The sequence below is a fragment of the Brevibacillus sp. NL20B1 genome, from assembly GCF_018195675.1.
GTDB classification, from domain to species: domain Bacteria; phylum Bacillota; class Bacilli; order Brevibacillales; family Brevibacillaceae; genus Brevibacillus; species Brevibacillus aydinogluensis.
The window spans coordinates 193,659-217,093 of the sequence record NZ_JAGTPT010000001.1; the positions used below are offsets into that span (position 1 = coordinate 193,659).

At 58.7% G+C, this 23,435-nt stretch carries 22 protein-coding genes; 17 read left to right on the forward strand and 5 right to left on the reverse strand.

Going from position 1 to position 23,435, the window contains the following annotated elements:
• The first annotated feature begins 110 nt into the window (after positions 1 to 110).
• From rlmN to rpe, 5 genes are read left to right on the forward strand one after another with little or no spacing between them, the layout of a single operon-like run.
• A complete protein-coding gene (rlmN, locus tag KDN35_RS01010; protein ID WP_212131879.1) occupies positions 111 to 1,181 on the forward strand; it encodes a dual-specificity RNA methyltransferase RlmN in 1,071 nt (356 codons plus the stop codon).
• A 4-nt stretch (positions 1,182 to 1,185) separates the two neighbouring features.
• A complete protein-coding gene (locus KDN35_RS01015; RefSeq protein ID WP_212131880.1) occupies positions 1,186 to 1,947 on the forward strand; it encodes a Stp1/IreP family PP2C-type Ser/Thr phosphatase in 762 nt (253 codons plus the stop codon).
• 5 nt (positions 1,948 to 1,952) lie between these two features.
• On the forward strand, positions 1,953 to 3,902 hold the full coding sequence (gene pknB, locus KDN35_RS01020) for a Stk1 family PASTA domain-containing Ser/Thr kinase (RefSeq protein ID WP_171564285.1): 1,950 nt from the start codon (positions 1,953 to 1,955) through the stop codon (positions 3,900 to 3,902).
• 18 nt (positions 3,903 to 3,920) lie between these two features.
• Positions 3,921 to 4,811 (forward strand): ribosome small subunit-dependent GTPase A, encoded by an 891-nt coding sequence (gene rsgA / locus KDN35_RS01025; protein ID WP_212131881.1) that lies wholly within the window; start codon positions 3,921 to 3,923, stop codon positions 4,809 to 4,811.
• Entirely contained in the window at positions 4,805 to 5,452 is a 648-nt protein-coding gene (gene rpe / locus KDN35_RS01030) for a ribulose-phosphate 3-epimerase (protein WP_171564283.1), read from the forward strand. Before rsgA ends, rpe begins: the two co-directional genes overlap by 7 nt.
• Positions 5,453 to 5,506: 54 nt before the next feature.
• Here the strand turns inward: rpe and KDN35_RS01035 are convergent, their stop codons facing one another.
• Both KDN35_RS01035 and KDN35_RS01040 read right to left on the reverse strand, forming a co-directional pair.
• Positions 5,507 to 6,865: a TrkH family potassium uptake protein gene (locus KDN35_RS01035; protein ID WP_212131882.1), complete on the reverse strand. Its 1,359-nt coding sequence runs from the start codon at positions 6,863 to 6,865 to the stop codon at positions 5,507 to 5,509.
• A gap of 190 nt (positions 6,866 to 7,055) precedes the next feature.
• A complete protein-coding gene (locus tag KDN35_RS01040) occupies positions 7,056 to 8,186 on the reverse strand; it encodes a M20 family metallopeptidase (RefSeq protein ID WP_171564281.1) in 1,131 nt (376 codons plus the stop codon).
• Positions 8,187 to 8,489: 303 nt separating this feature from the next.
• Between KDN35_RS01040 and KDN35_RS01045 the strand changes: the two genes are divergently transcribed.
• From KDN35_RS01045 to spoVM, 6 genes are all read left to right on the forward strand, one after another.
• The gene (locus tag KDN35_RS01045; RefSeq protein ID WP_212131883.1) at positions 8,490 to 9,296 is read left to right on the forward strand and encodes a transporter substrate-binding domain-containing protein; all 807 of its coding nucleotides are present in this window, start codon (positions 8,490 to 8,492) and stop codon (positions 9,294 to 9,296) included.
• Positions 9,297 to 9,326: 30 nt separating this feature from the next.
• Positions 9,327 to 9,983 carry an amino acid ABC transporter permease gene (locus KDN35_RS01050; protein WP_212131884.1) on the forward strand — a complete coding sequence of 219 codons (657 nt, stop codon included), beginning with the start codon at positions 9,327 to 9,329 and terminating at the stop codon, positions 9,981 to 9,983.
• Positions 9,976 to 10,698, forward strand: coding sequence for an amino acid ABC transporter ATP-binding protein (locus tag KDN35_RS01055; protein WP_171564280.1), 723 nt, complete (start codon positions 9,976 to 9,978; stop codon positions 10,696 to 10,698). The genes KDN35_RS01050 and KDN35_RS01055 overlap by 8 nt, the downstream gene beginning before the upstream one ends.
• 217 nt (positions 10,699 to 10,915) lie before the next feature.
• Entirely contained in the window at positions 10,916 to 11,482 is a 567-nt protein-coding gene (gene thiT, locus KDN35_RS01060) for an energy-coupled thiamine transporter ThiT (RefSeq protein WP_171564279.1), read from the forward strand.
• 244 nt (positions 11,483 to 11,726) lie between these two features.
• Positions 11,727 to 11,903 (forward strand): hypothetical protein, encoded by a 177-nt coding sequence (locus KDN35_RS01065; RefSeq protein ID WP_171564278.1) that lies wholly within the window; start codon positions 11,727 to 11,729, stop codon positions 11,901 to 11,903.
• A 21-nt stretch (positions 11,904 to 11,924) separates the two neighbouring features.
• Positions 11,925 to 12,008 carry a stage V sporulation protein SpoVM gene (gene spoVM / locus KDN35_RS01070; RefSeq protein ID WP_035286689.1) on the forward strand — a complete coding sequence of 28 codons (84 nt, stop codon included), beginning with the start codon at positions 11,925 to 11,927 and terminating at the stop codon, positions 12,006 to 12,008.
• Between the two features lie 250 nt (positions 12,009 to 12,258).
• Here spoVM and rpmB read toward each other — a convergent pair whose 3' ends face one another.
• The gene (gene rpmB / locus KDN35_RS01075; RefSeq protein ID WP_081656570.1) at positions 12,259 to 12,447 is read right to left on the reverse strand and encodes a 50S ribosomal protein L28; all 189 of its coding nucleotides are present in this window, start codon (positions 12,445 to 12,447) and stop codon (positions 12,259 to 12,261) included.
• Between the two features lie 245 nt (positions 12,448 to 12,692).
• On the opposite strand from rpmB, the gene KDN35_RS01080 reads away from it, so the two are divergent.
• The 6 genes from KDN35_RS01080 (at position 12,693) to recG (ending at position 19,423) form a co-directional block, all read left to right on the forward strand.
• Positions 12,693 to 13,058, forward strand: a complete 366-nt coding sequence (locus KDN35_RS01080) for an Asp23/Gls24 family envelope stress response protein (RefSeq protein ID WP_171564277.1) — start codon at positions 12,693 to 12,695, stop codon at positions 13,056 to 13,058.
• A gap of 13 nt (positions 13,059 to 13,071) precedes the next feature.
• Positions 13,072 to 14,766, forward strand: a complete 1,695-nt coding sequence (locus tag KDN35_RS01085; protein ID WP_212131885.1) for a DAK2 domain-containing protein — start codon at positions 13,072 to 13,074, stop codon at positions 14,764 to 14,766.
• 36 nt (positions 14,767 to 14,802) lie between these two features.
• Positions 14,803 to 15,657 (forward strand): DegV family protein, encoded by an 855-nt coding sequence (locus tag KDN35_RS01090; protein ID WP_212131886.1) that lies wholly within the window; start codon positions 14,803 to 14,805, stop codon positions 15,655 to 15,657.
• Positions 15,658 to 15,788: 131 nt separating this feature from the next.
• Positions 15,789 to 16,454 (forward strand): L-serine ammonia-lyase, iron-sulfur-dependent subunit beta, encoded by a 666-nt coding sequence (sdaAB, locus tag KDN35_RS01095; protein WP_171564274.1) that lies wholly within the window; start codon positions 15,789 to 15,791, stop codon positions 16,452 to 16,454.
• 30 nt (positions 16,455 to 16,484) lie between these two features.
• On the forward strand, positions 16,485 to 17,372 hold the full coding sequence (gene sdaAA, locus KDN35_RS01100) for an L-serine ammonia-lyase, iron-sulfur-dependent, subunit alpha (RefSeq protein ID WP_212131887.1): 888 nt from the start codon (positions 16,485 to 16,487) through the stop codon (positions 17,370 to 17,372).
• Positions 17,369 to 19,423, forward strand: coding sequence for an ATP-dependent DNA helicase RecG (gene recG, locus KDN35_RS01105; RefSeq protein WP_171564272.1), 2,055 nt, complete (start codon positions 17,369 to 17,371; stop codon positions 19,421 to 19,423). Before sdaAA ends, recG begins: the two co-directional genes overlap by 4 nt.
• 153 nt (positions 19,424 to 19,576) lie before the next feature.
• On the opposite strand, the gene KDN35_RS01110 is transcribed toward recG, so the two are convergent.
• Positions 19,577 to 22,273 carry a cadherin-like beta sandwich domain-containing protein gene (locus KDN35_RS01110; RefSeq protein WP_212131888.1) on the reverse strand — a complete coding sequence of 899 codons (2,697 nt, stop codon included), beginning with the start codon at positions 22,271 to 22,273 and terminating at the stop codon, positions 19,577 to 19,579.
• 795 nt (positions 22,274 to 23,068) lie between these two features.
• Complete coding sequence (locus KDN35_RS01115) at positions 23,069 to 23,278, reverse strand: hypothetical protein (protein WP_171564270.1); 210 nt, start codon at positions 23,276 to 23,278, stop codon at positions 23,069 to 23,071.
• Between the last annotated feature and the right edge of the window lie 157 nt (positions 23,279 to 23,435).

Consider the following 23,435-nt stretch of genomic DNA (forward strand, 5'->3'; position numbering starts at 1 on the left):
GCATCTTGCGCGGTTGGCCTCATTTCCTGTTTGATGCGGCGCGCAATGCAAGGTACAATGATACAATGATGATTTCTCGCTATGCGACTACTTGAGGATGTGAACATAAAATGCCATTTTCATCGTATACGGGCGAAAAACCGCTCATTTACAGCCTGACCCAGGACGAGTTGAAAACGTGGCTCGTCGAGGCGGGAGACAAGGCGTTTCGCGCCCAGCAGATTTTTGACTGGCTGTACGTCAAGCGTGTCCGCTCGTTTGACGAGATGACCAACCTGTCCAAAGATCTGCGGCAAAAGCTGAGCGAAACCTTCCGCATCGATCCGCTGCAAGAAATTACGCGCCAGGTGTCACAGGACGGTACCGTCAAGTTCCTGTTCCAACTGGTGGACGGCCATGCGATCGAGACGGTGATCATGCGGCACAACTACGGCAACAGCGTCTGCGTCACCACTCAGGTGGGCTGCCGCATCGGCTGTACGTTTTGCGCCTCCACTCTGGGCGGTCTGAAGCGCAATCTGGACGCCGGCGAGATCGTCGCCCAGGTGCTGATGGCCCAGCGGAAGCTGGACGAAGAAGGAGAGCGCGCCAGCCACGTCGTCGTCATGGGCATTGGCGAGCCATTCGAGAATTTTGACAACCTGATCGCCTTCTTGCGGATTATCAACGACAACCGCGGACTGAACATCGGGGCCCGTCACATCACCGTATCAACCAGCGGCATCGTGCCCAAGATCTACGAATTTGCGGACAAGGGAGGTCAGGTGAATCTGGCAATCTCCCTGCATGCCCCGAATACGGAACTGCGCTCCAAGCTCATGCCGATCAACCGGGGCTTTCCGCTGGAGAAACTGCTGGAGGCCTGCCGCTACTACATTGCCAAGACAGGCCGCCGCATCAGTTTTGAGTACGGTTTGTTCGGAGGGAAAAACGACCAGCCCGAGCACGCGGAAGAACTGGCCGACCTGATCGGCGACATGCTCTGCCACGTCAACCTGATCCCGGTCAACTACGTGCCGGAACGCGATTACGTGCGTACCCCGCGCAACGAAATCTTCCGCTTCAAACGCATTTTGGAGGAGCGAGGGATCAATGTGACGATCCGCCGCGAGCACGGCAGCGACATTGCAGCTGCATGCGGCCAGCTCCGGGCTCAATACGCAAAGGAAACCGCGGGGTGATCTCATGGAAATTGCGATGAAATCACATGTCGGCCGCGTCCGTCAGGTCAACGAGGACTACTTTGCCTGCATCGCCGACCTGAACGGGCGCGTGCTGGCCGTGGTCGCCGACGGCATGGGCGGCCACCAGGCTGGAGATATTGCCAGCCGTCTCGCCGTTGAGCGAATTGTAAAAGAACTGCGTCATCTGGACGGCGAACTGAGCGATGAAGACGCTCGCGAGCGCTTGATGGACGCGCTCCTCATGGCCAACGAGGAAGTGTACCAATACGCCCAGCAGCATCCGGAGTGCAGCGGCATGGGGACGACGATCGTGGCCGCGCTGTTGGGAGAGACTGGAGGCGTGACGGCGCACATCGGCGACAGCCGCCTGTATCATTTCAACGCGGATGGTCTGCAGTTGAAGACGGAAGACCACTCGCTCGTGCACGAACTGATGAAAAGCGGCCAAATCACCGCCGAGGAAGCCTCGGTTCACCCTCAGCGCAACGTGTTGATGCGCGCCCTCGGCACCGAGCCGGATGTGCGCATCGATCTGGGGCAGTTCAACTGGTCGGAGGGCGACGTGGTGTTGCTGTGCTCTGACGGGTTGAGCAACAAAGTAGATCATTCGGTGATGGTGGAGTGGTTGAAGCGTCCCGTATCGCTGCAGGCACAGGTGGACGGTCTGGTCGAACACGCGCTGGACGCTGGCGGCGAGGACAACATCACATTGGTAGCCGTTCGCAACAAACCCAAGCCCGTCACCGGCAATAGAGAGGGGTGAGCGAGATGGAAGGTCAACGACTGGGGGGACGATACCAACTGGAAGCCCGCATCGGCGGGGGTGGAATGGCTATTGTATACAAGGCGAAGGATCTGGTCCTGAACCGTCAGGTAGCGGTGAAAGTGCTGCGGTCACAGTTCGGAACGGACGAAGATTTCGTCACCCGTTTCCGGCGGGAAGCGCAGGCCGTAGCCAGCTTGTCTCACCCCAATGTGGTCGGCGTGTACGACGTGGGACAGGACGGGGACACCCACTACATGGTGATGGAGTACGTGGAAGGCTCGACGCTGAAAGATCTGATCAACCGCCACGGAGCGCTTCCGGTGGAAGAGGCCGTGCGGATTGCTGCGGAAATTTGCGACGCGCTGGACCACGCCCACCAAAACCAGATCATCCACCGCGATATTAAGCCGCACAACATTCTGATCGGGAAAAACGGACGGGTGAAGGTGACCGACTTTGGCATCGCCCGTGCGGTGACGTCCACCACCATCACGCACACCAACGCCGTGCTCGGTTCGGTCCACTACTTTTCGCCGGAGCAGGCGCGCGGTGGCGTGACGGCGGAAAAGTCGGACATTTACTCACTGGGCATTGTGCTCTACGAAATGGTTACCGGCCAACTGCCGTTTTCCGGCGATTCACCGATTTCCGTCGCTTTGAAGCATTTGCAGGAACCCCTGCCCGAACCGCGTCAGGTCAATCCGAACATTCCGCAAAGCGTGGAAAACGTAATTCTCAAAGCGCTGGTCAAGGACCCGCAAATGCGCTACGCTTCCGCACGGGAAATGATGGAGGACCTGAAGACCTGCCTTCTGCCGGAGCGGCTTAACGAGGAGAAGATTCAGTTCCCGGTAGACGACGAGCAGACGAAGGTGTATCCGGCCATTACACCGGAGATGCTGGAAGCCCAGGGACGTCAGGGGCAGGCCGGGCAGCAGGAGGAGGAAAGCCCGCAGCCGCGCCGATGGTGGGTCAAACCAGCGATGTGGGTCGGGGCAATCGGCTTGTTCATGGTTCTGGCCTTTCTCGGGTTCAACCTGGTGGTAAACCTCTTCCCGTCTGTGCCCGAAGTGCAGGTGCCGCACGTGGAGGGGACGCACCGCACACTGGCAGAGGAGCGCATCCGCGAGTTCAAACTGGTTCCCAAGGTGGTCTACGAGGAGAACGACAGCGTCGAGAAGGACATCGTGATCCGGCAGGACCCGGCGCCGCCGATGCGGTTAAAGGAAAACGGCATTGTGACGATTTACGTCAGCAAAGGACAGGAAGCCGTAGAGATGCCCAATCTCGCCAACCTTAGCCGGGAGGATGCGGAAAAGGCTTTGAGGGATAAAGGGTTTGCCATTACGGACAATACCTTTGTGGAAAAAGAGGACGATAAGGTGCCGGCCGGCCATGTGATCGACCAGTCCCCGGCGGCGGGCGAGAAGGTCGTTCCCAACAAGACGGACGTGCGGGTGGAGATCAGCTCGGGACCGCCGCAGGTAACCATTCCGGACGTGCGCGGCTATAACCTGGAACAGGCCCAGATCGAGCTGTTCAAGAAGGGACTTCTGGTCGACCAGCAAAACATCAGGTATGAACCGGCCTATACGGACAAACAGGGCATTGTCATCGGCATGCCTTCGCCGTACGAGCCGAATACCCGGGTGACAAAGGGTACGGCGATTCCGCTGATCGTCAGCAACGGTCAATATCCGGCGGAAGCCCGGTTCGCCTCCCAGCCGATCTACATGGAAGTGCTGGACGGCGAGGGCGAAGTGTCGGTCAGGATTACGGTGAACGACGCGCGCGGCGACAATCAGATTGTCATCGATGAGAAGATCACCGAGAGCAAGGGTTATGACGTGCCGGTAGTGCTGTCGCCGCAGAAAAACGCCGTAATCCGAGTGTACCGCAACGGAATACCGGATTATCAGAAAATCACCATCACCTACGACAGTGTGCCATAAGCAGTTGGGGGGACATGGATGCCAGAAGGACGGATCGTGAAAGCATTAAGCGGATTCTACTACGTGGCCGACGGGGATCGCGTCTACCAGTGCCGGGCACGGGGACTGTTCAAGAAAAAAGGGGCGAAAGTACATCCGCTCGTCGGCGACTGGGTCGTGTACGACGTCATCAGCGACAGCGAGGGGTACGTGATGGAAGTGGGCGAACGGACGAGCGAGCTGGTTCGCCCGCCCATTGCCAACGTCGATCAGGCTGTGCTCGTCTTTTCCATGGCAGAGCCGGCGTTTAGCCCGTTTTTGCTGGATAAGTTTCTCGTGCATACGGAGCACGCCGGGATCGATGCGGTGATCGTGCTGTCCAAATCGGACATCGCGGCGGACGACGACGTGGAAGCGGTCGTGCGCAAATACGAGAAGATCGGCTACCGCGTCATCCCCACGTCCACCGTGGACATGCGCGGTGTCGAGGCGCTCCGCGAAGCGCTGCGCGACTCCATCTCCGTCTTTGCCGGCCAGTCGGGCGTGGGCAAATCCTCGCTGATCAACGCCTTGTTTCCCGGCATCAGCCTGCAGACTGGCGACGTCAGCCAGAAACTGGGGCGCGGCCGGCATACGACCCGCCACGTGGAGCTGATTCCGCTGCCTGGCGGGGGGTATGTGGCGGACACCCCAGGTTTCAGTTCCCTGGAGTTTATCGGCATCGACGAGCTCGACCTGGCGGAGGCTTTCCGCGACTTTGGCGAACTCAGTGCCTCGTGCAAGTTTCGCGGCTGTCTGCACGTAAGCGAACCCGGCTGCGCCGTCCTCGCGGCACTAGATGCGGGTGAACTGGACACCGAGCGCTACCAGCACTACAAGCAATTTCGCGAGGAACTGAAAGAATACCAACGGAGGAACAAGCCATGGTAAAAATTGCACCCTCTATTCTGTCCGCTGACTTTGCCCGCCTGGGCGAAGAGATTCGGGACGTCGAACGGGGCGGCGCCGACTGGATTCACGTCGACGTGATGGACGGCCGCTTTGTTCCCAACATCACGATCGGACCGCTGATCGTGGAGGCGATTCGCCCCGTGACCAAGCTGCCGCTGGACGTGCATCTGATGATTGAAGAGCCGGACCGCTATATTCCGCAGTTTGCCAAGAGCGGCGCGGACTGGATCACTGTTCACCAGGAGGCATGTCGCCATCTGCACCGCACGCTGTACCTGATCAAGGAACAGGGGGTAAAGGCAGGGGTTGTGCTCAACCCGGCCACCCCGCTGGTGACCATCGAATCGGTGCTGGAAGATCTGGATATGGTGCTGCTGATGACCGTCAACCCCGGTTTTGGCGGCCAGAAGTTCATTCACAGCGTCGTGCCGAAAATCAAAGAACTGCGCCGGATGCTCGACGAGCGCGGACTGAATCATGTTGAAATTGAAGTAGACGGCGGTGTCAACGCGCAGACTGCCCGCCTCTGCGAGGAAGCGGGGGCCACGGTGCTCGTCGCCGGAAGCGCCGTCTTCAATCAGGCGGACCGCGCACAAGCCATCGCGGCGATTCGCGGCTGACCCATAACAGCAAAAAGCCATCCTCTTTGTGAGGATGGCTTTTGACGTTGTTGGCTACTGGCCAATGATTACCCGTTCTTTTGGATAATGGTAGCGAATCTGCCGCTCGTCCTTTTTCAGCAGGAGCAGCAGGCTGATGATTCCGATCCGGCCGATTAACATCGTGATGATCAGAATCACCCTGCCGGACGTGCTCAGTTCGGATGTAATCCCCATGGACATCCCCGTCGTTCCGAACGCCGAGCACACTTCAAAGAAGACCTGCTGGATGGGCTGCCCCTCGATCCAGACGAGCAGGACGATTGCGGCAAAGACCAGGCTGACGGCCACAAAGAAGACGAGGAAGGAGCGCATGATGTCGTCTTCCTCCAGCTCCCGGCCAAACACCTTGACGTCTTTCCGACCGCGCATGTAGGCGATGACCGTGGCGATCATGACAAAAAACGTGGTCGTCCGAATCCCGCCCCCCACACTGTTGGGAGAGGCCCCGATGAACATCAGGGCAGACAGCATGACCAGTGTGGGTGTGGACAGCACGCTGACATCCATCGTCGTCAGACCGGCGCTGCGTGTGGACAGCGATTGAAACAGCGCAAAAAAGAGCGATTCGTCCCAGCTTTTGTGCGCCAGGAATCCGTCCCATTCAAACAGCAGGAAAAACAGGGCGCCCGCCACGCTCAGGATCAGGTACGTCAGCGTGGTGATCTTGGTAAACAGCGAAAAGGTAAACCGCCGGTTGAGCCGCCGATGCGCGATGTAGTCCTTTACCTCGACCAGCACGGGAAAGCCGATCGCCCCCAGCACCATCAAGACCATGTGGATCAGCTGGAATACGTAGTCGTGGGAAAAGCCGATCAGCGAGTTTCCGTAGATGTCAAACCCGGCGTTGGTGAAGGCGCTGACCGACGCAAAAAAACCGTGAAAATAGGCCGTATACCAATCGGCGTGGTACCCTGCCGCCAGGAAGTAGCTGCCCAGCATGATGGTTCCAGCCAGCTCGATGAAGATGGCGAGCAGGAGGATGCTGCGCATCAGGGAGACGAGTCCGGCAAGCGTGGGGCGGTTGTGGTCGGTCGCGATCCATTTGCGCTGTTCCAGCCCGATTCGCTGCCGCAGAACCAGCCAGAAAAACGTTCCCAGCGTCATGATGCCAATGCCGCCGATCTGAAAAAGCAGCGTGAGCAGGAGAAGCCCCCACTGATTAAACACCTCGTGAATCGCGATCACCGTCAAGCCCGTCACGCTGATGGCACTTGACGCAGTAAACAGCGAGTCGAGAAACGTAAGCCGGGCACCCGGCTGGTGAAAGATCGGCAGCATCAACAGCAGGGTGGAAATCAGCACGGCACTCAGGTAAAAGGATACGATAATTTGTACGGAACTAAAGCGACGTCGTTTGTCGGTCACAGCCAAAGCAACTGCCTCCCGTAAAACATCATACGGACTATCATAGCGAATGGAATGGCGGATCGCAATGCCCAAAAGAGGGCGGGGGCAGCGATGATTTCGTCCCGCCCCTGCCGTGCCGGATCACACCCCTTCTGTCGCTGACGAGCAGAAAAATTGCCAATGACTGGCTGAGATCCCGTAAGTCAGGCGGTCATTACAAGGTGGTGAACAAGCGCAGCAGCAGCGCGATCCGCTGCGGAATCGCATCAATTACGATGTGTTCGTGAGGGGCGTGGGCGCCGTCGCCGACAGGTCCCAGTCCGTCAAGCACGGGCGTGCCGACCGCTGCCGCCACATTGCCGTCGCTGGTGCCGCCGACGCCGGTCTCGGTCAGGTCCAGACCCTCCAGGGCAGCCAACGAACGGGCGTGAAGAAAGAGGCGTTCCGTCTCGCTGGTCCGTTCCATCGGCAGTTTGCTGATGCTCCCCTCTACGTCCAATTCGGCGCCGGGCAAGACGGGGGAAAGCGAACGCATCAGTCGGCTGATTCGTTCCGCTTCCATCGACGTGCTGACGCGTACGTCCACGACCGCTTCCGCACAGTCCGGTACGACATTGGAGGCAATCCCGCCCTTGATCGTGCCTACAGACAGCGTCGTGCCCGCGGTGTAATCGGTCCAGGACTGGACGGTAAGGACGTGATGAGCCAACTCGGCGATGGCGTTGACGCCTGAGGCGTGGTCGTTGCCGGCGTGGGCCGCCCGTCCTTTTGCCCTCAATACGAAATTGCCGCCGCCTTTGCGGCTGGTTTTCAACGACCCGTCTCCCGCCGCAGGCTCCAGCACCAGCACGCATTTGCTCCGCTTCGCTTCCTCTTTGATCAGCGCCTCCGATGACGGGCTGCCGACCTCTTCATCCGTGTTCCAGAAAAAGACCAGTTTGCTTTCCAGCGGCAGGTGTTCTTCAATGATCGCGCGCAGGGCAAAATAGCCGAACACGATGCCCGCCTTCATGTCGTACGTACCAGGGCCCCACGCTTTGCCATCCTCGATGCGCCACGGCTCCCGGCTGAGTGTGCCGATCTCCTTGACCGTGTCATAATGGCCGAGCACGAGCACCTGCTCGCGGCCGCTTCCGTATTCCACACGCAGTTGGCTGCCGTATTCGCGCTGCGGAATCGCCTCAACCCGGCAGCCCAGCTTGCGAAAACGGTCCGAGATGTATGCCCCGAGCTTGTCGACCGCCGCCTTGTCGTGCGTGGGCGACTCCATTTCCACGTAGGTGCGCAGTTCTTCCAGCACATCCGGCAGCAGCCGTCGAAAATATTCAGTCCAATTCCTGTTCATACACGCCCTCCTCGCAACAGTTTCCACCTGCATGATACATCGCAGGGAAGAATTGTGCCAGAGCGGGCGGCTTTTTCAAGAAAAGCGGCGGGACGTCCGACCGCGGCGCAATGCGGTATCACGCCGCCTGTTGTTGTCTGATAAATAAAATTTAGTTGAAATTGTTTCGGTAATGATTAAAATAAGCATTATGATGAATAAATATAAGTTGTCGGAGAAGCAGCCGGCAGCTTGCACTTCCGCAGCCAACGATTTATGGCAAGCGAAGGTACTTTACTCACATCATATCTAGGGGGTATATCAATGAAAAAGACGTCCTTGTTTTCGCTCGCCGTCTCCACGCTGCTGGCGGTAACGGTACTGGCTGGATGTGGCACCGGCGCACAGCCTGCAGGGGAACAGCCGGCCGGACAAGCTTCCTCCGGTGAAGAAAAAACGCTGATCATGGCTACCTCGGCCGACTACAAGCCGTATGAATTCCACGACCTGTCCAGCGGCCAGGATGAGATCGTCGGCTTTGACATTGACATCGCCAAGCACATCGCCAAAGAGCTGGGCTACGAGGTGCAAATCGTCGACATGAACTTTGACGGGTTGATTCCCGCACTGCAAAGCAACCGCGCCGACTTCGTCATGGCGGGCATGACGCCGACGCCGGAACGGCAGAAAAACGTGGACTTTTCCATCATCTACTACGACGCCAAGAACACGATTGTCGCCAAGCAAGAGAGCAAACTGACCAAGCCGGAGCAGTTGGCTGGCAAAAAAGTGGCCGTGCAGACCGGTTCCATCCAGGAAGAAGCGGCAAAGGAACTGGCCAAGACAATTCAGGGAATGGAAATTGTCTCGCTGAACAAGACCGGCGAAATCGTCGAAGAGGTGAAAACGGGCCGCGTCGATGCTGCGATCCTGGAGGACACCGTGGCCAAAGGCTACATCGACGCCAATCCGGGACTCCAGTTCACCACGATAAATGAAGCCGAAAACAACGGTTCTGCCGTGGCCTTCCCGAAAGGTTCTCCGTACGTGGAGGATTTCAACAAGGTGCTTAAACAAATGCAGGAAAACGGTGAGATGGACAAGCTGATCAAGAAGTGGTTCGGCCAATAACCGGGCCCTGACAAGGAGTAGAAAACGGGCATGTTTGATTTTCAACAGATTGTGCCCTATATCCCGTTTATCTTGAACGGGGTAAAGGTCACCTTACAGGTAACGCTCCTCGCGGTGGTGCTGGGGTTTATTTGGGGCTCGATTCTGGCGCTGATCAAGATTTCCAACGTTCGCATACTAAAATGGCTGGCGGTCGCCTACACCTCGGTGTTTCGCGGCACGCCGCTGATTTTGCAGTTGACGTTCGTCTATTTTGCGACACCGCAGATATTCGGCTATAACATTTCGAAGTTCGAGGCAGCCGTGCTCACCTTTACGCTCAACTCCGGCGCGTACATTTCAGAGACGATCCGCGCAGGGATTATGGCTGTCGACAAGGGGCAGTGGGAGGCTGCCAAGGCGCTTGGCGTGCCGTACCGGCAGATGATGATCGACATCATTCTGCCGCAGGCGCTGAAAAACATCCTGCCTGCCCTGGTGAACGAAACGATCGCGTTGTTGAAGGAATCGGCGCTGGTCTCCACGATCGGGCTGGCCGATATCATGCAGAACGCCAACATTGTGAAGGGAACAATCTTCCGCTACTTCGAGCCGTACCTGATTGCCGGTGCGCTGTACTACGTAATGGTCATGCTGCTCACCTGGCTTGCGCACGGTCTGGAGAGGAGGCTCAGACGCAGTGATTAAGATTCAAAACGTAAGCAAGTCGTTCGGATCGCTTGACGTCCTGCACGACATCTCCACCGAGATCGGCCGCGGCGACGTGGTGGCAATCATCGGTCCGTCAGGGTCGGGGAAATCGACGCTGCTGCGCTGCATCAATCTGCTGGAGACCCCGACAAAGGGCAGCATCTTCATCGACGGGGACGAGATTACCGCCCCCAAAGCGGACGTGATGAAGATTCGGCAAAAAATCGGCATGGTGTTTCAGCACTTTTACCTCTTCCCGCACATGACCGTGCTGGACAACCTGACGTACGCGCCGGTCAAGGTGAAGGGCGTGACCAAGGAGGCAGCCGAAGCCAAGGCCCGGGAACTGCTGGCCCGCGTCGGCCTCTCCGACAAGGCCGACGTCTTTCCGGCGCGGCTGTCCGGCGGGCAGAAGCAGCGCGTGGCCATCGCCCGGTCACTGGCAATGGAGCCGGAGATCATGCTGTTTGACGAACCTACCTCGGCACTCGACCCGGAGATGGTCAAGGAGGTGCTGGAGGTTATGAAAGGGTTGGCAGAGTCCGGCATGACGATGGCGATCGTCACGCACGAGATGAACTTCGCCCGGGAAGTAGCCGACCGTATCTGTTTCCTCGACGGGGGACGGCTGGTGGAGGAGGCGCCGCCGGAGGAGTTTTTCACCAGTCCGCGCAGCGAGCGGGCCAAACAGTTTTTGGAAAAAATGCTGTGAGGACGCAGTCCTGAGCAAAGTCGTGTATACGACATTGCCATCGCTTGCGGGCAACCGCAGCAGGGCACACCATGAGGCAAGGAATGAAGCCGCGGATAGTTCCGCGGCTTTTTTTCTCTTCATTTTGACAGACAGGACAGCTTCCGTTAGAATGAGCACAGCCGCTCTTTGGCTGTCGTTCTTATCATTGGTATTTCGGGTAAAGGAGTGAATGCGCATGGCTCGACAACGACTGCTCGTCATGCTGGAAATGGCAATGATGGCAGCGCTTGCGGTTGTGTTCAGCGAAATCAAGGTGTTTGAAATGCCGCAGGGAGGGTCCGTCTCCCTGGTGATGGTGCCGATCGCCCTCATCGCGGTGCGGCGCGGAATTCTGCCGGGCGTGGTCACCGGTTTGATCGTCGGGCTGCTGCAGCTGCTGCTGGGGGGCACGATTGTTGCGCCCATTCAGGTGCTGCTCGACTACCCGCTGGCGTTTGCCGCCCTGGGACTGTCCGGCATGATCCCGCTGTCCGGTCTGCAGGGGACGTCGCGACGGATTGCGGTGCTGTGGAGCGCCCTGTTCGTCGGTGTGATCGGACGGTTTGTCTGCCACTTTATCTCCGGCGTCGTCTGGTTCGGTCAATACGCGCCGGAGGGGATGCCGGTCGCGCTCTACTCGTTCGTCTACAACATCACCTACTTGCTGCCGGAAATGATCATTGCCGGCATCGTGCTGACGGTGGTGCTGACCAGCGCGCCGCATCTGCTGTTCTCGGCTGGGGGACGGAAGCGCATCGCGTAGCGGGACGCAAAAGATTCAGACAGGGGGCGGCTGCCGTCTCGGCAGGCGGCGTGCCGCACCCATTTTCTCGTCTACGGGGAAAATGGGGTCATATCAGCGGAGCCATCCGCATATGGTATTCAGGCAGCAGCACGTTGCCTGAATTTTTTATTAGTCGACACCGGGAGACGCATGTTTGCCCCGTTGTGGAATATAATGTAATATGCACGTTTGAACAATACACCTGAAGGAGGTGCGGCAGTAAATGGGATTGCGCTCCTTTCGCCTGCGACAGGGGGGCGCCTTGCGACGTGTTCTCGGGGTTGCGTTGGCTGTCGGAGGGATCACCATTTTTCTGTACACGGCACCTCCGTGGGTTTGGTATACCCTGTTGGGATTGGGCCTCGTGGGAGCTGGCTGGTATCTGTATCACGTGAAGTAATTTCGGTAAGGAGGGGTACGCATGCGGTTTTACACCATCAAGTTGCCGAAGTTCTTGGGTGGCATGATTCGCGCCGTCATTGAGGCGTTCAACCGGAAAAAGTGACGGCGGCATCGCTGTGCACAACATCTGATCCCGCCCTCGGAAGAAGCCGGTCTTCCCGGGGAAGCTGTTCTCATGCAGGGGAGACCGGAAGCGGGCGCGCGTGGCGGTACGTCAGCCGTTTCCGGGATGTTTCGCAAAGCGATCGAGGCGCGAGCAGGCAGCGCCCCGTGTTCAGGGGAAGGAAAAACAGCAGGGAAAATGCAAAAAAGCACCTCGCGGGTGCTTTTTTTTCGCGTTGTCTCGAATCGCGTTACACGCGGGTAACGAGACCGGATTTCAGCGCTCGGGTGCTGACGTAAACGCGCTTCGGTTTACCATCTACGAGAATGCGCACTTTTTGAACGTTAACACCCCATTTGCGGCGAGTAGCACGCATGGAGTGGGAGCGAGCGTTTCCAGCTTTGCCAGACTTGCCAGTTACAAAGCAACGACGTGCCATTGCGATCCACCTCCCTTAGCTGCATATAAACGGGATACCCGGTGTGAGAAATACAAACACTTGCTTATAGTAGCACACCCCCCTGTCAATTGCAATACTTGACATGGAAATGCCCGTTTTCCGCTTTTCCCCGGAGTGTCCGTCAAAACGCTTCATTTCTCGCTTTTCATGGTGTAGAATTGGGAAGAGCATGGTAATACGTGCCTGACTAGAACGGTGACGCCGTTAAAAGGAGGAGTCCTTGCATGACAGTGGAATTGAGCACACCTCTGGGGAAAGTGAACGTTGCAGAAGAAGTGATTGCGCGGATTGCCGGGGGCGCCGCCATGGAAGTGTTCGGCCTCGTCGGCATGGCTTCCCGGAAGGCGCTGAAAGATGGTATTGCCGAACTGTTGGGGCGGGACAATCTGAGCAAGGGCGTCGTTGTCCACAACCAGAACGGTGAAGTGGTATTGGACATGCATATCATCGTCAGCTACGGCGTGAAGATTTCCGAAGTGGCCGGGAACGTGCAGCGGCGCGTACGGTACACGCTGGAACAGTTGGTTGGCGTCGATTTGGCTGCGATAAATATCTATGTACAGGGAGTACGTACAGACAGGGATACGTAAGGAGGAACATCAGTTGGTACATACGCGTCTCGATGGCGTGCTGTTTAGCCGGATGGTTCATTTCGGGGCCAGGCTGCTGTCAAGCAACGCCAAAGTGGTGGATGGATTAAACGTCTTTCCGGTGCCGGACGGCGATACGGGGACTAACATGAATTTGACACTCATGTCAGGAGTGGAGGAACTGTCGCGCCGGGAATCGGTGTCGATCGGAGAGGCGGCCGCCGCTCTGGCGAGAGGGCTTTTGATGGGCGCTCGGGGGAACTCCGGGGTCATTCTGTCCCAGCTGTTCCGCGGATTCAGCAAAGCGGTCAGCGGTAAGGACGTGATCAGCGCCCGACAATTCGCCGAGGCGTTGAAAGCCGGGGTTGATTCCGCCTATCAGGCAGTCATGAAGCCGGTGGAAGGGACCATTTTGACCGTTGCCCGCGAGGCAGCGGAGAAAGCCGTTTACACGGCGCGCGCCACAGACGACGTATTGGTGGTCATGGAAAAAACCTACGAACAGGCGCAGGCTGCACTGCTGCGCACACCGGACATGCTGCCGGTACTAAAGGAAGTAGGAGTTGTCGACTCGGGGGGACAAGGGCTGCTGTTTGTTTACGAGGGATTCCTTCGCGCCCTGCGCGGCGAGACGTCGGACGAGCGTGCGGCAGAGGCGAAGCAATCCGCAGCCAAGGTCGATCTGGACGAACTGGTGCACGAGCAGCACAGCGCGCAGGTGCACCTGAAAACAGAGGACATCACCTACGGCTATTGCACGGAGTTCATGATCCGGCTGGTCAACAGCACGGAACCAAACAAAAAGCCGTTTTCGGAAACGGTTTTTCGCCATCATCTGGACCAGATGGGCGATTCCTTGCTGGTCATCTCTGACGACGAACTGGTCAAGGTACATATACACGCCGAACACCCGGGCAGCGTGCTGGAGTACGCCCAGCAGTTTGGCAGCCTGCATCGGATCAAGATCGAAAACATGCGGGAACAGCACGCCAACATCCTCCGTGAAGAGGAGAAAAAGGGGAGTGAGGGGAAAGCCCAGCCAATGGAACCGCTTCCTTACGGTCTGATTGCCGTCGCCGCCGGAGGCGGTATTGCCGAGATATACCGCAGCATGGGCGTTCATGTCGTGGTCGAAGGCGGTCAGACGATGAACCCCAGCACGGAAGACTTCGTCAAGGCAGTGGAAGGATTGGACGCCAAGCAGGTGATCATCCTGCCAAACAACAGCAATATCGTCATGGCCGCCCAGCAGGCTGCCGCGCTGGCGGATAAGCCGGTGACCGTGATTCCGAGCAAGAGCATTCCCCAAGGGATGGCCGCACTGGTGGCGTTCAACGCGGGAGCAGACCTGGAAACCAACACCCAGGCGATGACGGCCGCCATCGGCCAGGTCAAGACCGGGCTGGTCACGCGCGCCGTGCGCGACACCCGGATGGGCGATGTGGAGATCAAGGAAGGCGATTTTATCGGCATCGCCGAAAAGGAAATCGTCACCGCCGGCACCGATCTGCTGGAGAGCGCCAAGGCGCTTTTGAACTGTCTCGTTGACGAAGAGACGGGCATCGTCACCATTTTTCTGGGCGAAGGAGCTGAGGAGGAGCAGGCTAAAGCACTTCAGGAGGTGCTGGCTGAAGCACATCCGGACGTGGAAGTGGAAATCCTCGCCGGCGGCCAGCCGCTCTATCCGTTCATCTTTTCCGTGGAATAAGCGCAGCCGTGTGCTGTGAGAGGAGTTTTGCGCAACATGTCTATTGTGATTTTGACCGACAGTGCATCGGACATCGATCAATCGCTGCGCGAGTCTCTCGGGATCGTGTCCGTGCCGCTCAAGGTGATGTTTGGCGAGGAGACCTACACGGACGGGGTCACCATTACCGCTTCCGCTTTTTACGATAAGCTGAAACAGTCCGAGACGCTGCCGACCACATCGCAGCCGTCGCCGCTCGATTTCGCGGAGGCGTACAGGGCGATCATCGACCAGCACGGCAAAGACGTCCAGATTATCGCCATCATGCTGTCCGGAGCAATGTCCGGCACGTACCAGTCCGCGCTGATTGCCCGGTCGATGCTGGAGGAACAGGTGGACATCACGGTGATCGATTCCCGCAAGGCGTCGTTTGTCTACGGCATGATCTGCGTGGAAGCGGCTCGGGCGGCCCGGGAAGGGAAGACCAAGCAGCAGATCCTGGACATGATCGATCACTTTTTACATGAAGTCCGGGTCTACTTCATCGTTGACACGTTGGAGTACCTGCAAAAAGGCGGCCGGATCGGCAAGGCGTCGGCGCTGATCGGCTCGCTGTTAAACATCAAGCCAATCCTCACGCTGGACGAGGCGGGATACGTCGCTCCGTTCGACAAGGTGAGGGGAACGAAAAAGGCGCTGGCACGCGTCTTGGAGGCGCTGAAGGAGTACGCCGGCAACGATCCGGTCAAGATGGCCGTACTGCACAGTGCGATTCCCGACGATGCGGCGGACCTGTTGGCGCGGGTCAAGCAGGAGTTTAACGTGGCCGAAGCCTACCTGCAGCAAATCGGCCCGATCGTCGGCACGCACGCGGGACCGGGTCTGTTAGGCGTCATGATGATAAAAGCGTAAAGGTGACAGCCTCCCTGAACGATACAGGGAGGTTTTTCACTTTTCATTTATGTAGCGCTTTCAAAAGTGGTACGATACAATGAGAGTGTAGCTTGCATATGTGACCCCTTGCCATTCAGGAGGAGAACCGGGTGAAATACAAAAGCGTGTTTGACATCATCGGTCCGATCATGGTCGGGCCATCAAGTTCCCATACAGCCGGCGCGGCGCGCATCGGCCGAGTGGCCCGGAGGCTGTTCGGCCGGCAGCCGAAGCGGGCAGAGATCACCTTTTACGGCTCGTTTGCCAAGACGTACAAGGGACACGGCTCAGACGTGGCTACGGTAGCCGGCATTCTCGACTTCGAGACGTCCGACCTGCGTCTGAAGGACTCGCTTCGCATCGCCAAAGACATGGGCGTCGACGTACAGCTGAAGACGTCCGACGAGCTGACCGGCCATCCCAACACCTCCCGCATCCGGTTGGCCGACGACGATCAGGAAATCGAAGTAGTCGGCGTTTCCATCGGCGGCGGTAAAATCGAAGTCTCGGAGATTAATGGCTTTTCTTTTCAGCTTGGCTTTGACACCCCGACCTTGATGGTGCTCCATGAGGATCGCTTCGGCATGATTGCCGGTGTGGCCAGGGTGCTGACGCAGCACCGCATCAACGTGGGCCATATGGAAGTCTCCCGGCACGACCGCGGCTCGCGCGCCCTGATGGCGATCGAAACCGACGCGGTGGTATCGCCACAGGTGCTGGACGAGATCAGGCAGATTCCCCACATCTTAGACGTTTCCCTGCTTTCGCTTGGCTGAAGCAGGATGAAGAGGAGTGAACCCAACAACATGTTTCGCAACGTGGCCGAACTAGTGGAATTGGCGGAAACCCAAGGGAAAAAGATCTCCCAGGTGATGATCGAGGCGGAAATGGAAGTCTCCCAGCGCAGCCGGGAAGAGATCATGCACGACATGTACACCAATCTGGACGTGATGGAAAAGGCAGTGCGGCGCGGCTTGACAGAAGATATCCGCTCCCACAGCGGGTTGACCGGCGGCGACGCCAAGAAGCTGCAGGAATACATGAAAACCAAGCCGTTTCTTTCCGGCCCGACGCTTTTGAATGCGGTGTCGATGTCGGTGGCCGTAAACGAAGTAAACGCGGCGATGGGCACGATCGTGGCGACGCCGACCGCTGGGGCGTGCGGGATTGTGCCGGGAACGCTGTTTGCCGTCTCTGACCGACTGAAGCCGAGCCGCGAAGAAATGGTCAATTTCCTGTTTACGGCAGGCGCGATCGGCTACTGCATCGCCAACAACGCTTTCATCTCCGGTGCCGCCGGCGGCTGCCAGGCAGAGGTAGGATCGGCAACGGCGATGGCGGCGGCAGCAATCGTGGAAATGGCGGGCGGCACACCGGAGCAGTCGGCTCAGGCTGTCGCGATCGCGCTCAAAAACATGCTCGGTCTGGTGTGTGACCCCGTGGCCGGACTGGTGGAGGTTCCCTGTGTCAAGCGCAATGCGATGGGAGCAGCCATCGCGACTGTGGCGGCGGACATGGCATTGGCCGGGATCAAGAGCGTCGTACCCACGGATGAGGTGATCGAAGCGATGTACCGCATCGGCTGTTCCATGCCGACTGCGCTGAAGGAGACGGCGCAGGGCGGTCTGGCTGCCACTCAAACGGGCCGGCAAATCGAAGCCAAGATTTTCGGTGTGCGGTTGGATGCAAAATGACGGATGTGTATCAAACGCCCGTCTCGCTTCTGCACGGGGTAGGCGAGGAACGGGCAAAAGCACTGGCCGGATTGGGCATACACAGCGTGGGTGACCTGCTGGAGTATTTCCCTTCCCGCTATGAAGATTACCGCGTGCGCGACGTGACAGAAGCAAAGGACGGGGAGAGGGTGACGCTGCAGGGGACGGTGTACGGCGAACCCTCTGTTCGTTTTTACGGCAAGCGAAAGTCTCGCATCGCTGTCAAACTGGTCATCGACAAAGTGGTGGTGACTGCGGTCTGGTTCAACCAAACGTTTGTCAAAAAACGACTGTCTCCCGGAAAGGAGATTCTTGTTACCGGCAAATGGGACAGGCACAAGCTGCAGATCACGGTGAGCGAAATGACAGAGGCGGATTCCGACCGGGCGCAAAAGCGGGGCGAGCTGGCACCGATCTACCCGCTTGGCGGCGACGTCACGCATTCGCTCCTGCGCAGGGCGATCCAGCAGGCGCTGAAGCAGTACGGGACCGAGATTCCCGAGATTCTGCCCGCCGACATCGTCGCCCGCTACCGTCTCATGCCGCGCGCAGAGGCGTTTCACGCGATCCACTTTCCGAGGAGTGCGGAGGACGGACGGCAAGCGCGTCGTCGGATCATGTTTGAAGAACTTTTTTTATTTCAGTTGAAAATGCAGGCGCTGCGGCGCATCACCCGACAGCAGACGGAGGGCAGGGCGCTGGACGTGCCGATTGACGACGTGCGCCAGTTTGTCGCCTCACTGCCGTTTTCGCTGACCGATGCACAGAAGCGGGTCGTCCGGGAGATTCTTGCTGACATGCGCTCCCCCTACGCGATGAATCGGCTGTTGCAGGGAGATGTCGGCTCGGGGAAAACGGTGGTGGCCGCCATCGCCTTGTTTGCCGCTGTCAAGGCGGGGTATCAGGGAGCGCTGATGGTGCCGACGGAGATTCTCGCCGAGCAGCATCTGCAGTCGCTCACGAGCCTGCTTTCTCCGCACGGCATCCAGGTGGCGCTATTGTCCGGTTCGCTTGGGACCAGGCGGCGGCGTGATGTGATTTCCGCCTTGCAGATGGGCTTGATCGACGTAATCGTGGGCACGCACGCGTTGATTCAGGAAGACGTCTTTTTCCGCAACCTGGGGCTGGTCATCACCGACGAGCAGCACCGCTTCGGCGTGGAGCAGCGGCGTATCCTGCGCAGCAAGGGCTTGTCCCCGGATGTGCTCTTCATGACCGCCACGCCCATCCCGCGGACCCTGGCGATCACGGCCTTTGGCGATATGGACGTCTCCACGATCGACCAGATGCCGGCCGGCCGCAAGCCGATCGAAACCACCTGGCGCAAGCACGAGCAGTTTCACCTCGTGCTGGAACAGATGCGCGGCGAGCTGCGCAAGGGACGGCAGGCGTACGTGATCTGCCCGCTGATCGAAGAATCGGAAAAGCTGGACGTGCAAAACGCGATTGACGTTCACGCCCAACTCACGCAGTATTTTCCCGAATACCGCATCGGCCTGATGCACGGCCGCCTGCCGGCAAAGGAAAAAGACGCCGTGATGCAGGCGTTTCTCGCCGGTGAGTACGCTGTGCTTGTCTCCACGACAGTGGTGGAGGTAGGGGTAAACGTACCCAACGCCACCTTTATGGTCGTCTACGACGCGGAGCGCTTTGGCCTCGCTCAACTGCACCAGCTTCGCGGACGTGTCGGCCGCGGCTCCGAGCAGTCCTACTGCGTCCTGATCGCCGATCCCAAGTCGGAGATCGGCAAAGAGCGGATGCGCGTCATGTGCGAAACCACGGACGGCTTTGAGCTGTCCCGGCGCGACTTGGAACTGCGCGGCCCCGGCGACTTTTTCGGTACCAAACAGAGCGGCTTGCCGGAATTCAAGGTGGCCGATCTGTTGAGCGACTACAAGGCGCTGGAAGTGGCCCGTCAGGAAACGGCTCGCCTGGTGGAGGACGAGCAGTTCTGGCAGGACGACCGGTACGCGTGGCTGCGCGGCTACTTGAAGCGCGAGGGCGTGCTGGATGGAATCGTGTTCGATTAAATCAGAGCCTTGCAGCAACAACCCACCTGCAAACGGACAGGTGGGTTGTGCAATTGGCCCGTGGCTGTCCAGTTTCTGCGGCGTTCACTGGGGAAGTGCGCCGCTCGCATCAGCCTGCCCTCGGCAGGCTTTTCTCTCTTTTGATCGGCAGATTTACGGACCCGTGGAAGCCGCCTCTGCCTCTTGGCGCATGACGGTGACTGTGTAGCTGACGGCCTGGCCGCCCGGTGGGGTGACTGCAATTACGAACGTGGTGTCGGCGGTGTCCAGTGGAATTTCCACGGACGGTTGTTCGTCGGAAAGCGGCACGTCATTTACGATAACCGTCGTCTCTGGAGAAATGGCAGCCGCCAAATTGATAGCGCTTACATCATGTTCAACGCTTAGTGTGTAGTGGGTGATGTCGGGAGAGAAACCGGGACGTAACTTACCCTCATTGAACGTCAGCCCGAGGAGTCCGGCATGCACAGGCTGCTCGTCGCCGGGGCTGTCATCCTGAGGTGCGCCGTCGTCAGGGCTGTCATCCTGGGGTGCCCCGTTATCGGGAATGTCATCCTGAGGTGCCCCGTCATCGGGAATGTCATCCTGAGGTGCGCCGTCGTCAGGGCTGTCATCCTGAGGTGCCCCGTCATCGGGAATGTCATCCTGTGGAGCCCCGTCGTCGGGAATGTCATCCTGTGGAGCCCCATCGTCGGGAATGTCATCCTGAGGTGTCCCGTCGTCAGGGCTGTCATCCTGAGGTGCCCCGTTGTCGGGGATGTCACCCTGACTCGGCGTGTCAGCTCCAGGCTCTTGCGGCGGTTCCGCCGGTGTCTCCTCCGGCGGGTCGTATGCAGACAGCGGTTCCTGCACGTCGTACGCTTTTGCCCAGTAGTATCCGGGTGCGATGATCCGCCGCACGAAAAAGTCTACCAGCCAATCAGCCGGGACCGCTTCGGAGGTGGCCGATCCGATGCCGTTCTCATCCGTCACGATGTCCACAAACCTTCCGGCTCCGTATGCGAACCGGCCGTGGACATTAGCGGACGGGATCGGCTCGTTGGTCTCCATGTCGACAACTCGCAGACTGACCTTGGCGCTGGTGCCGGTATGGGTGATCTCCAAGCCGCGCACGATCATCGGCGCGAGCGGCGTGTCACCGGTGACGGCCGACGTTTCGTCCGAGACGGGCCCGCGATTGCCCCTCACGTCGACAGCGGCCACCCTGTAGTAATAGGTGGTGTTGGGCAGGAGCCCTGTATCGGAGAAGAGAAGGCCTCGTGTACTGCCTGCCAGGTTGGACTCGTCAGGTTCAAAACCGCTCTCGGTGCTGCGGTATACGTAGTATTCCTCCACTTCCGTATTGTCAAAGGCGCGGCCAAAGGTGATGTCGATCCGTTGATGGTCTACCGCGATGGCGGTCGGTTCGACGCTTACGGCAGAAGGAGGGGTGTCGTCGTCCGGCGGCTCCCACGTAATCCGGTCCGGCCCCCAGTCGGAGGGAAGCTGGCGCAGCGAATCGTAGTGGTGCATGGCGATGCCGGCAAAAGCCGGATCGCTCCCGACAGCCTCGTACACTTTGTCCAGTTCCCTTTCCATATACGTGCGGCCTTCTTCACGGAAAGTGATCGTCTCGGGATCGCCGCCGTCGGCAATGTCCAGTGTCTCTACACCGATCACGACGGACCCGGGCTTGCCGATGGCATTGGCGTAGGACAGTTCTCCCAGCGCTGACTGAATGATGCCGGCCGATCCTTCGGCTGTGTCCCGGTAGTCCATGATGGCAATGTAGTCGCTGATGTCCTGGATGTGCTCGGACAGCCATGTCGTCGTTCCCCTCCAGGGGATGTCCCGCGCTTGGTCGGCCGTATCAAACCATCTGGGGATTACGGTGCCAAACGGCAGGTTGATCCCGGCAGCGTCTCTTCGCTGAATCATTTTGGCGAGACCATCCAGGTACTGGATTTGGACGGAAGGCTGGTCGGTTTTGAAATCGGGCAGAAGGTATGGCTCAATGTCCACGTTGACACCGTCAAATCGTTCGTCGGGAGCAGAGGAGAGGTTGTAGTTGATCACGCCTTCCATCGCGCGGACGGCGAACTCGTGGTAGCGGCTGTAAGCGCCCAGGTAGGGCGGGATCGTTCCGCCTGCGATGGTCGCGTGCACCTTGTATCCTTTGGAGTGGGCCCAGGAGATGAACGCCCGCACCTTGTCCGGATCTTCCTGCATCACATGCTTTCCGTGCAGTTGGTCGATGCCGAGGTAAAACGTCGTGACGGGGTCCGAGTCGAAGGTGGCCGTGTCCTGTGCCAGGGCGTCCAGCACCTCCTTGGAGCCGTCGTTGTAAAACAGGTTGTACGACGCCTTTTCCCAGATCCACATGGCCCTATCCTGCGGTTCTAACGTAACGGGTTCGGGTTGGGCGCAGCCAAGGCGGACGTATGTGGTCAGGCTGGTGCCGACATTTCCCCGGCTGTCACGCGCCCGTGCTTCGATCCAGCTGGTGTTGGAAGCCCCGGCCGGCGGATTCCAAAGGTACTTGTAACGGCCTTTTGAGCCGTCTGCCTTGGCCTTCAGCCATTTTCCTCCGTTGATTCTCACTTCCACGGATGAGATCGGGTTTTTTGCCTTCACGGAGATTTGGATCATCACTGGCCCGTTCACATGTGTGCCATCTGCAGGGCTGTTGATGGTGACGACCGGTTTGTTGGCCTCGGGGTTATTCACGTACAATGTGACAAATGGCGACCAGACCCCGTAGCGGGTCCTCGCGTCCCAGCCTCTCACGGCGATCTCGATCGGGCCGTCGTACGGGCTGGTGTCGAGGTCGTAGTACCACGTGCCGGAACCGTCTCCGTCAGGATCGTTCATGTAAACGTCTTCCAGTGTCTCGGCATTGATCACGAGCTTTAGCTCGTACGATCGTGATAGGTAAGGGTGCGTCCTCGCCTGCGCGGGTAGCGCATCGTGTGGAACCCCTTTTCCCCCACGTCACACCGTGCGTGCGGCTTTCACCGCACACGGCGTTCCGCCATGTTCTCCCCAGCGGAGTGCATGGCTATGCCCCTTCGCTCCACAGGCATTACCCTGCTTCCTCGCTACTACGGGCTGCTGTCCTTCGGATTCAACGGCCATTTCCTGCCGTTTCGAAGCATCGCGGTTTGCCCCGCTTGGCATCTTCGTCCGAAGTTCCGACGTTCCCTGTACCCTAGCCTTGCATCTGCTGCCGTAGCCCTCCTCTCTGACCCGTCAGCCGTTCGCCCGCCCGCAGTCGGAGGACGGGGGAACTCCATTCCCTTACCGGAGTGGAACAGAAGGAACGAGGACGAAATTCCTTCCGCGACTGCCCCGCGGTATTGCGGGGAGGAGGGGACCGCGATATCCCCGCCGGACGGGTCGTTCTTCCGAGGATTCGTGCCAACGCCGAAGCGTTCTCCTGGGCATAGCAGCTTTATGGCCCCCCGGCATCTTTTACCTAAGCAAAGACGCCGCACTTCACCGAGCTTCATACGCGTCCGCGGCAAATCGGCCGCGCATGTCGGAGGATTAGGCAGGAATGCCGACTTTCATTCCGGGCGGGCACTTCCCCCGCCGAATCGGGTACAGAGTTAGACTCCCTAAATCGGGGAGCCCCCTGGTTTTGCCACCTATTTCTAAGTGGATTGTTCAGGAACGTCGCGCACCGTCCACGTATGTGCCGGACACCCGGATCGTTCCTCCCATGATTTGTTCTTTGTTCTCGTGCGAGTCGATCGTGATTGAGGCTTCGGCATGAGCGGGAGGAGGAGCGCTAAAAACGGGAAACAAGGCCAACAGCGAAACGAGAAAAAAACGGGCGAAAGGAGGCAAGCCTGCGGTCAACCTGATGTGTCGCATCGTCATGTCAACTCCTTTCTGGATGTACTGCGCGACCAAGGACGGGCCAAAGCCTTGATCGTTTACAACATTGTAATGTTTCCAAACGATTTTCAGTACGGCTTTTCACGTCTCTTTTGCGAGTGAAATTCCCGTTTGTCTCGTTTGTCCGGCAAGG

What these genes read in the sequence shown, in the direction of transcription:
- spoVM (WP_035286689.1), top strand. Translation starts at nt 11,925, where the DNA reads ATGCGGTTTTACACCATCAAGTTGCCGAAGTTCTTGGGTGGCATGATT.
- sdaAA (WP_212131887.1), top strand. Translation starts at nt 16,485, where the DNA reads ATGTTTCGCAACGTGGCCGAACTAGTGGAATTGGCGGAAACCCAAGGG.
- KDN35_RS01110 (WP_212131888.1), bottom strand. Translation starts at nt 22,273, where the DNA reads ATGAACGATCCTGACGGAGACGGTTCCGGCACGTGGTACTACGACCTC.
- pknB (WP_171564285.1), top strand. Translation starts at nt 1,953, where the DNA reads ATGGAAGGTCAACGACTGGGGGGACGATACCAACTGGAAGCCCGCATC.
- KDN35_RS01080 (WP_171564277.1), top strand. Translation starts at nt 12,693, where the DNA reads ATGACAGTGGAATTGAGCACACCTCTGGGGAAAGTGAACGTTGCAGAA.
- KDN35_RS01090 (WP_212131886.1), top strand. Translation starts at nt 14,803, where the DNA reads ATGTCTATTGTGATTTTGACCGACAGTGCATCGGACATCGATCAATCG.
- KDN35_RS01115 (WP_171564270.1), bottom strand. Translation starts at nt 23,278, where the DNA reads ATGCGACACATCAGGTTGACCGCAGGCTTGCCTCCTTTCGCCCGTTTT.
- rlmN (WP_212131879.1), top strand. Translation starts at nt 111, where the DNA reads ATGCCATTTTCATCGTATACGGGCGAAAAACCGCTCATTTACAGCCTG.
- rpmB (WP_081656570.1), bottom strand. Translation starts at nt 12,447, where the DNA reads ATGGCACGTCGTTGCTTTGTAACTGGCAAGTCTGGCAAAGCTGGAAAC.
- KDN35_RS01040 (WP_171564281.1), bottom strand. Translation starts at nt 8,186, where the DNA reads ATGAACAGGAATTGGACTGAATATTTTCGACGGCTGCTGCCGGATGTG.
- KDN35_RS01045 (WP_212131883.1), top strand. Translation starts at nt 8,490, where the DNA reads ATGAAAAAGACGTCCTTGTTTTCGCTCGCCGTCTCCACGCTGCTGGCG.
- KDN35_RS01050 (WP_212131884.1), top strand. Translation starts at nt 9,327, where the DNA reads ATGTTTGATTTTCAACAGATTGTGCCCTATATCCCGTTTATCTTGAAC.
- thiT (WP_171564279.1), top strand. Translation starts at nt 10,916, where the DNA reads ATGGCTCGACAACGACTGCTCGTCATGCTGGAAATGGCAATGATGGCA.
- rpe (WP_171564283.1), top strand. Translation starts at nt 4,805, where the DNA reads ATGGTAAAAATTGCACCCTCTATTCTGTCCGCTGACTTTGCCCGCCTG.
- recG (WP_171564272.1), top strand. Translation starts at nt 17,369, where the DNA reads ATGACGGATGTGTATCAAACGCCCGTCTCGCTTCTGCACGGGGTAGGC.
- KDN35_RS01015 (WP_212131880.1), top strand. Translation starts at nt 1,186, where the DNA reads ATGGAAATTGCGATGAAATCACATGTCGGCCGCGTCCGTCAGGTCAAC.
- KDN35_RS01065 (WP_171564278.1), top strand. Translation starts at nt 11,727, where the DNA reads ATGGGATTGCGCTCCTTTCGCCTGCGACAGGGGGGCGCCTTGCGACGT.
- rsgA (WP_212131881.1), top strand. Translation starts at nt 3,921, where the DNA reads ATGCCAGAAGGACGGATCGTGAAAGCATTAAGCGGATTCTACTACGTG.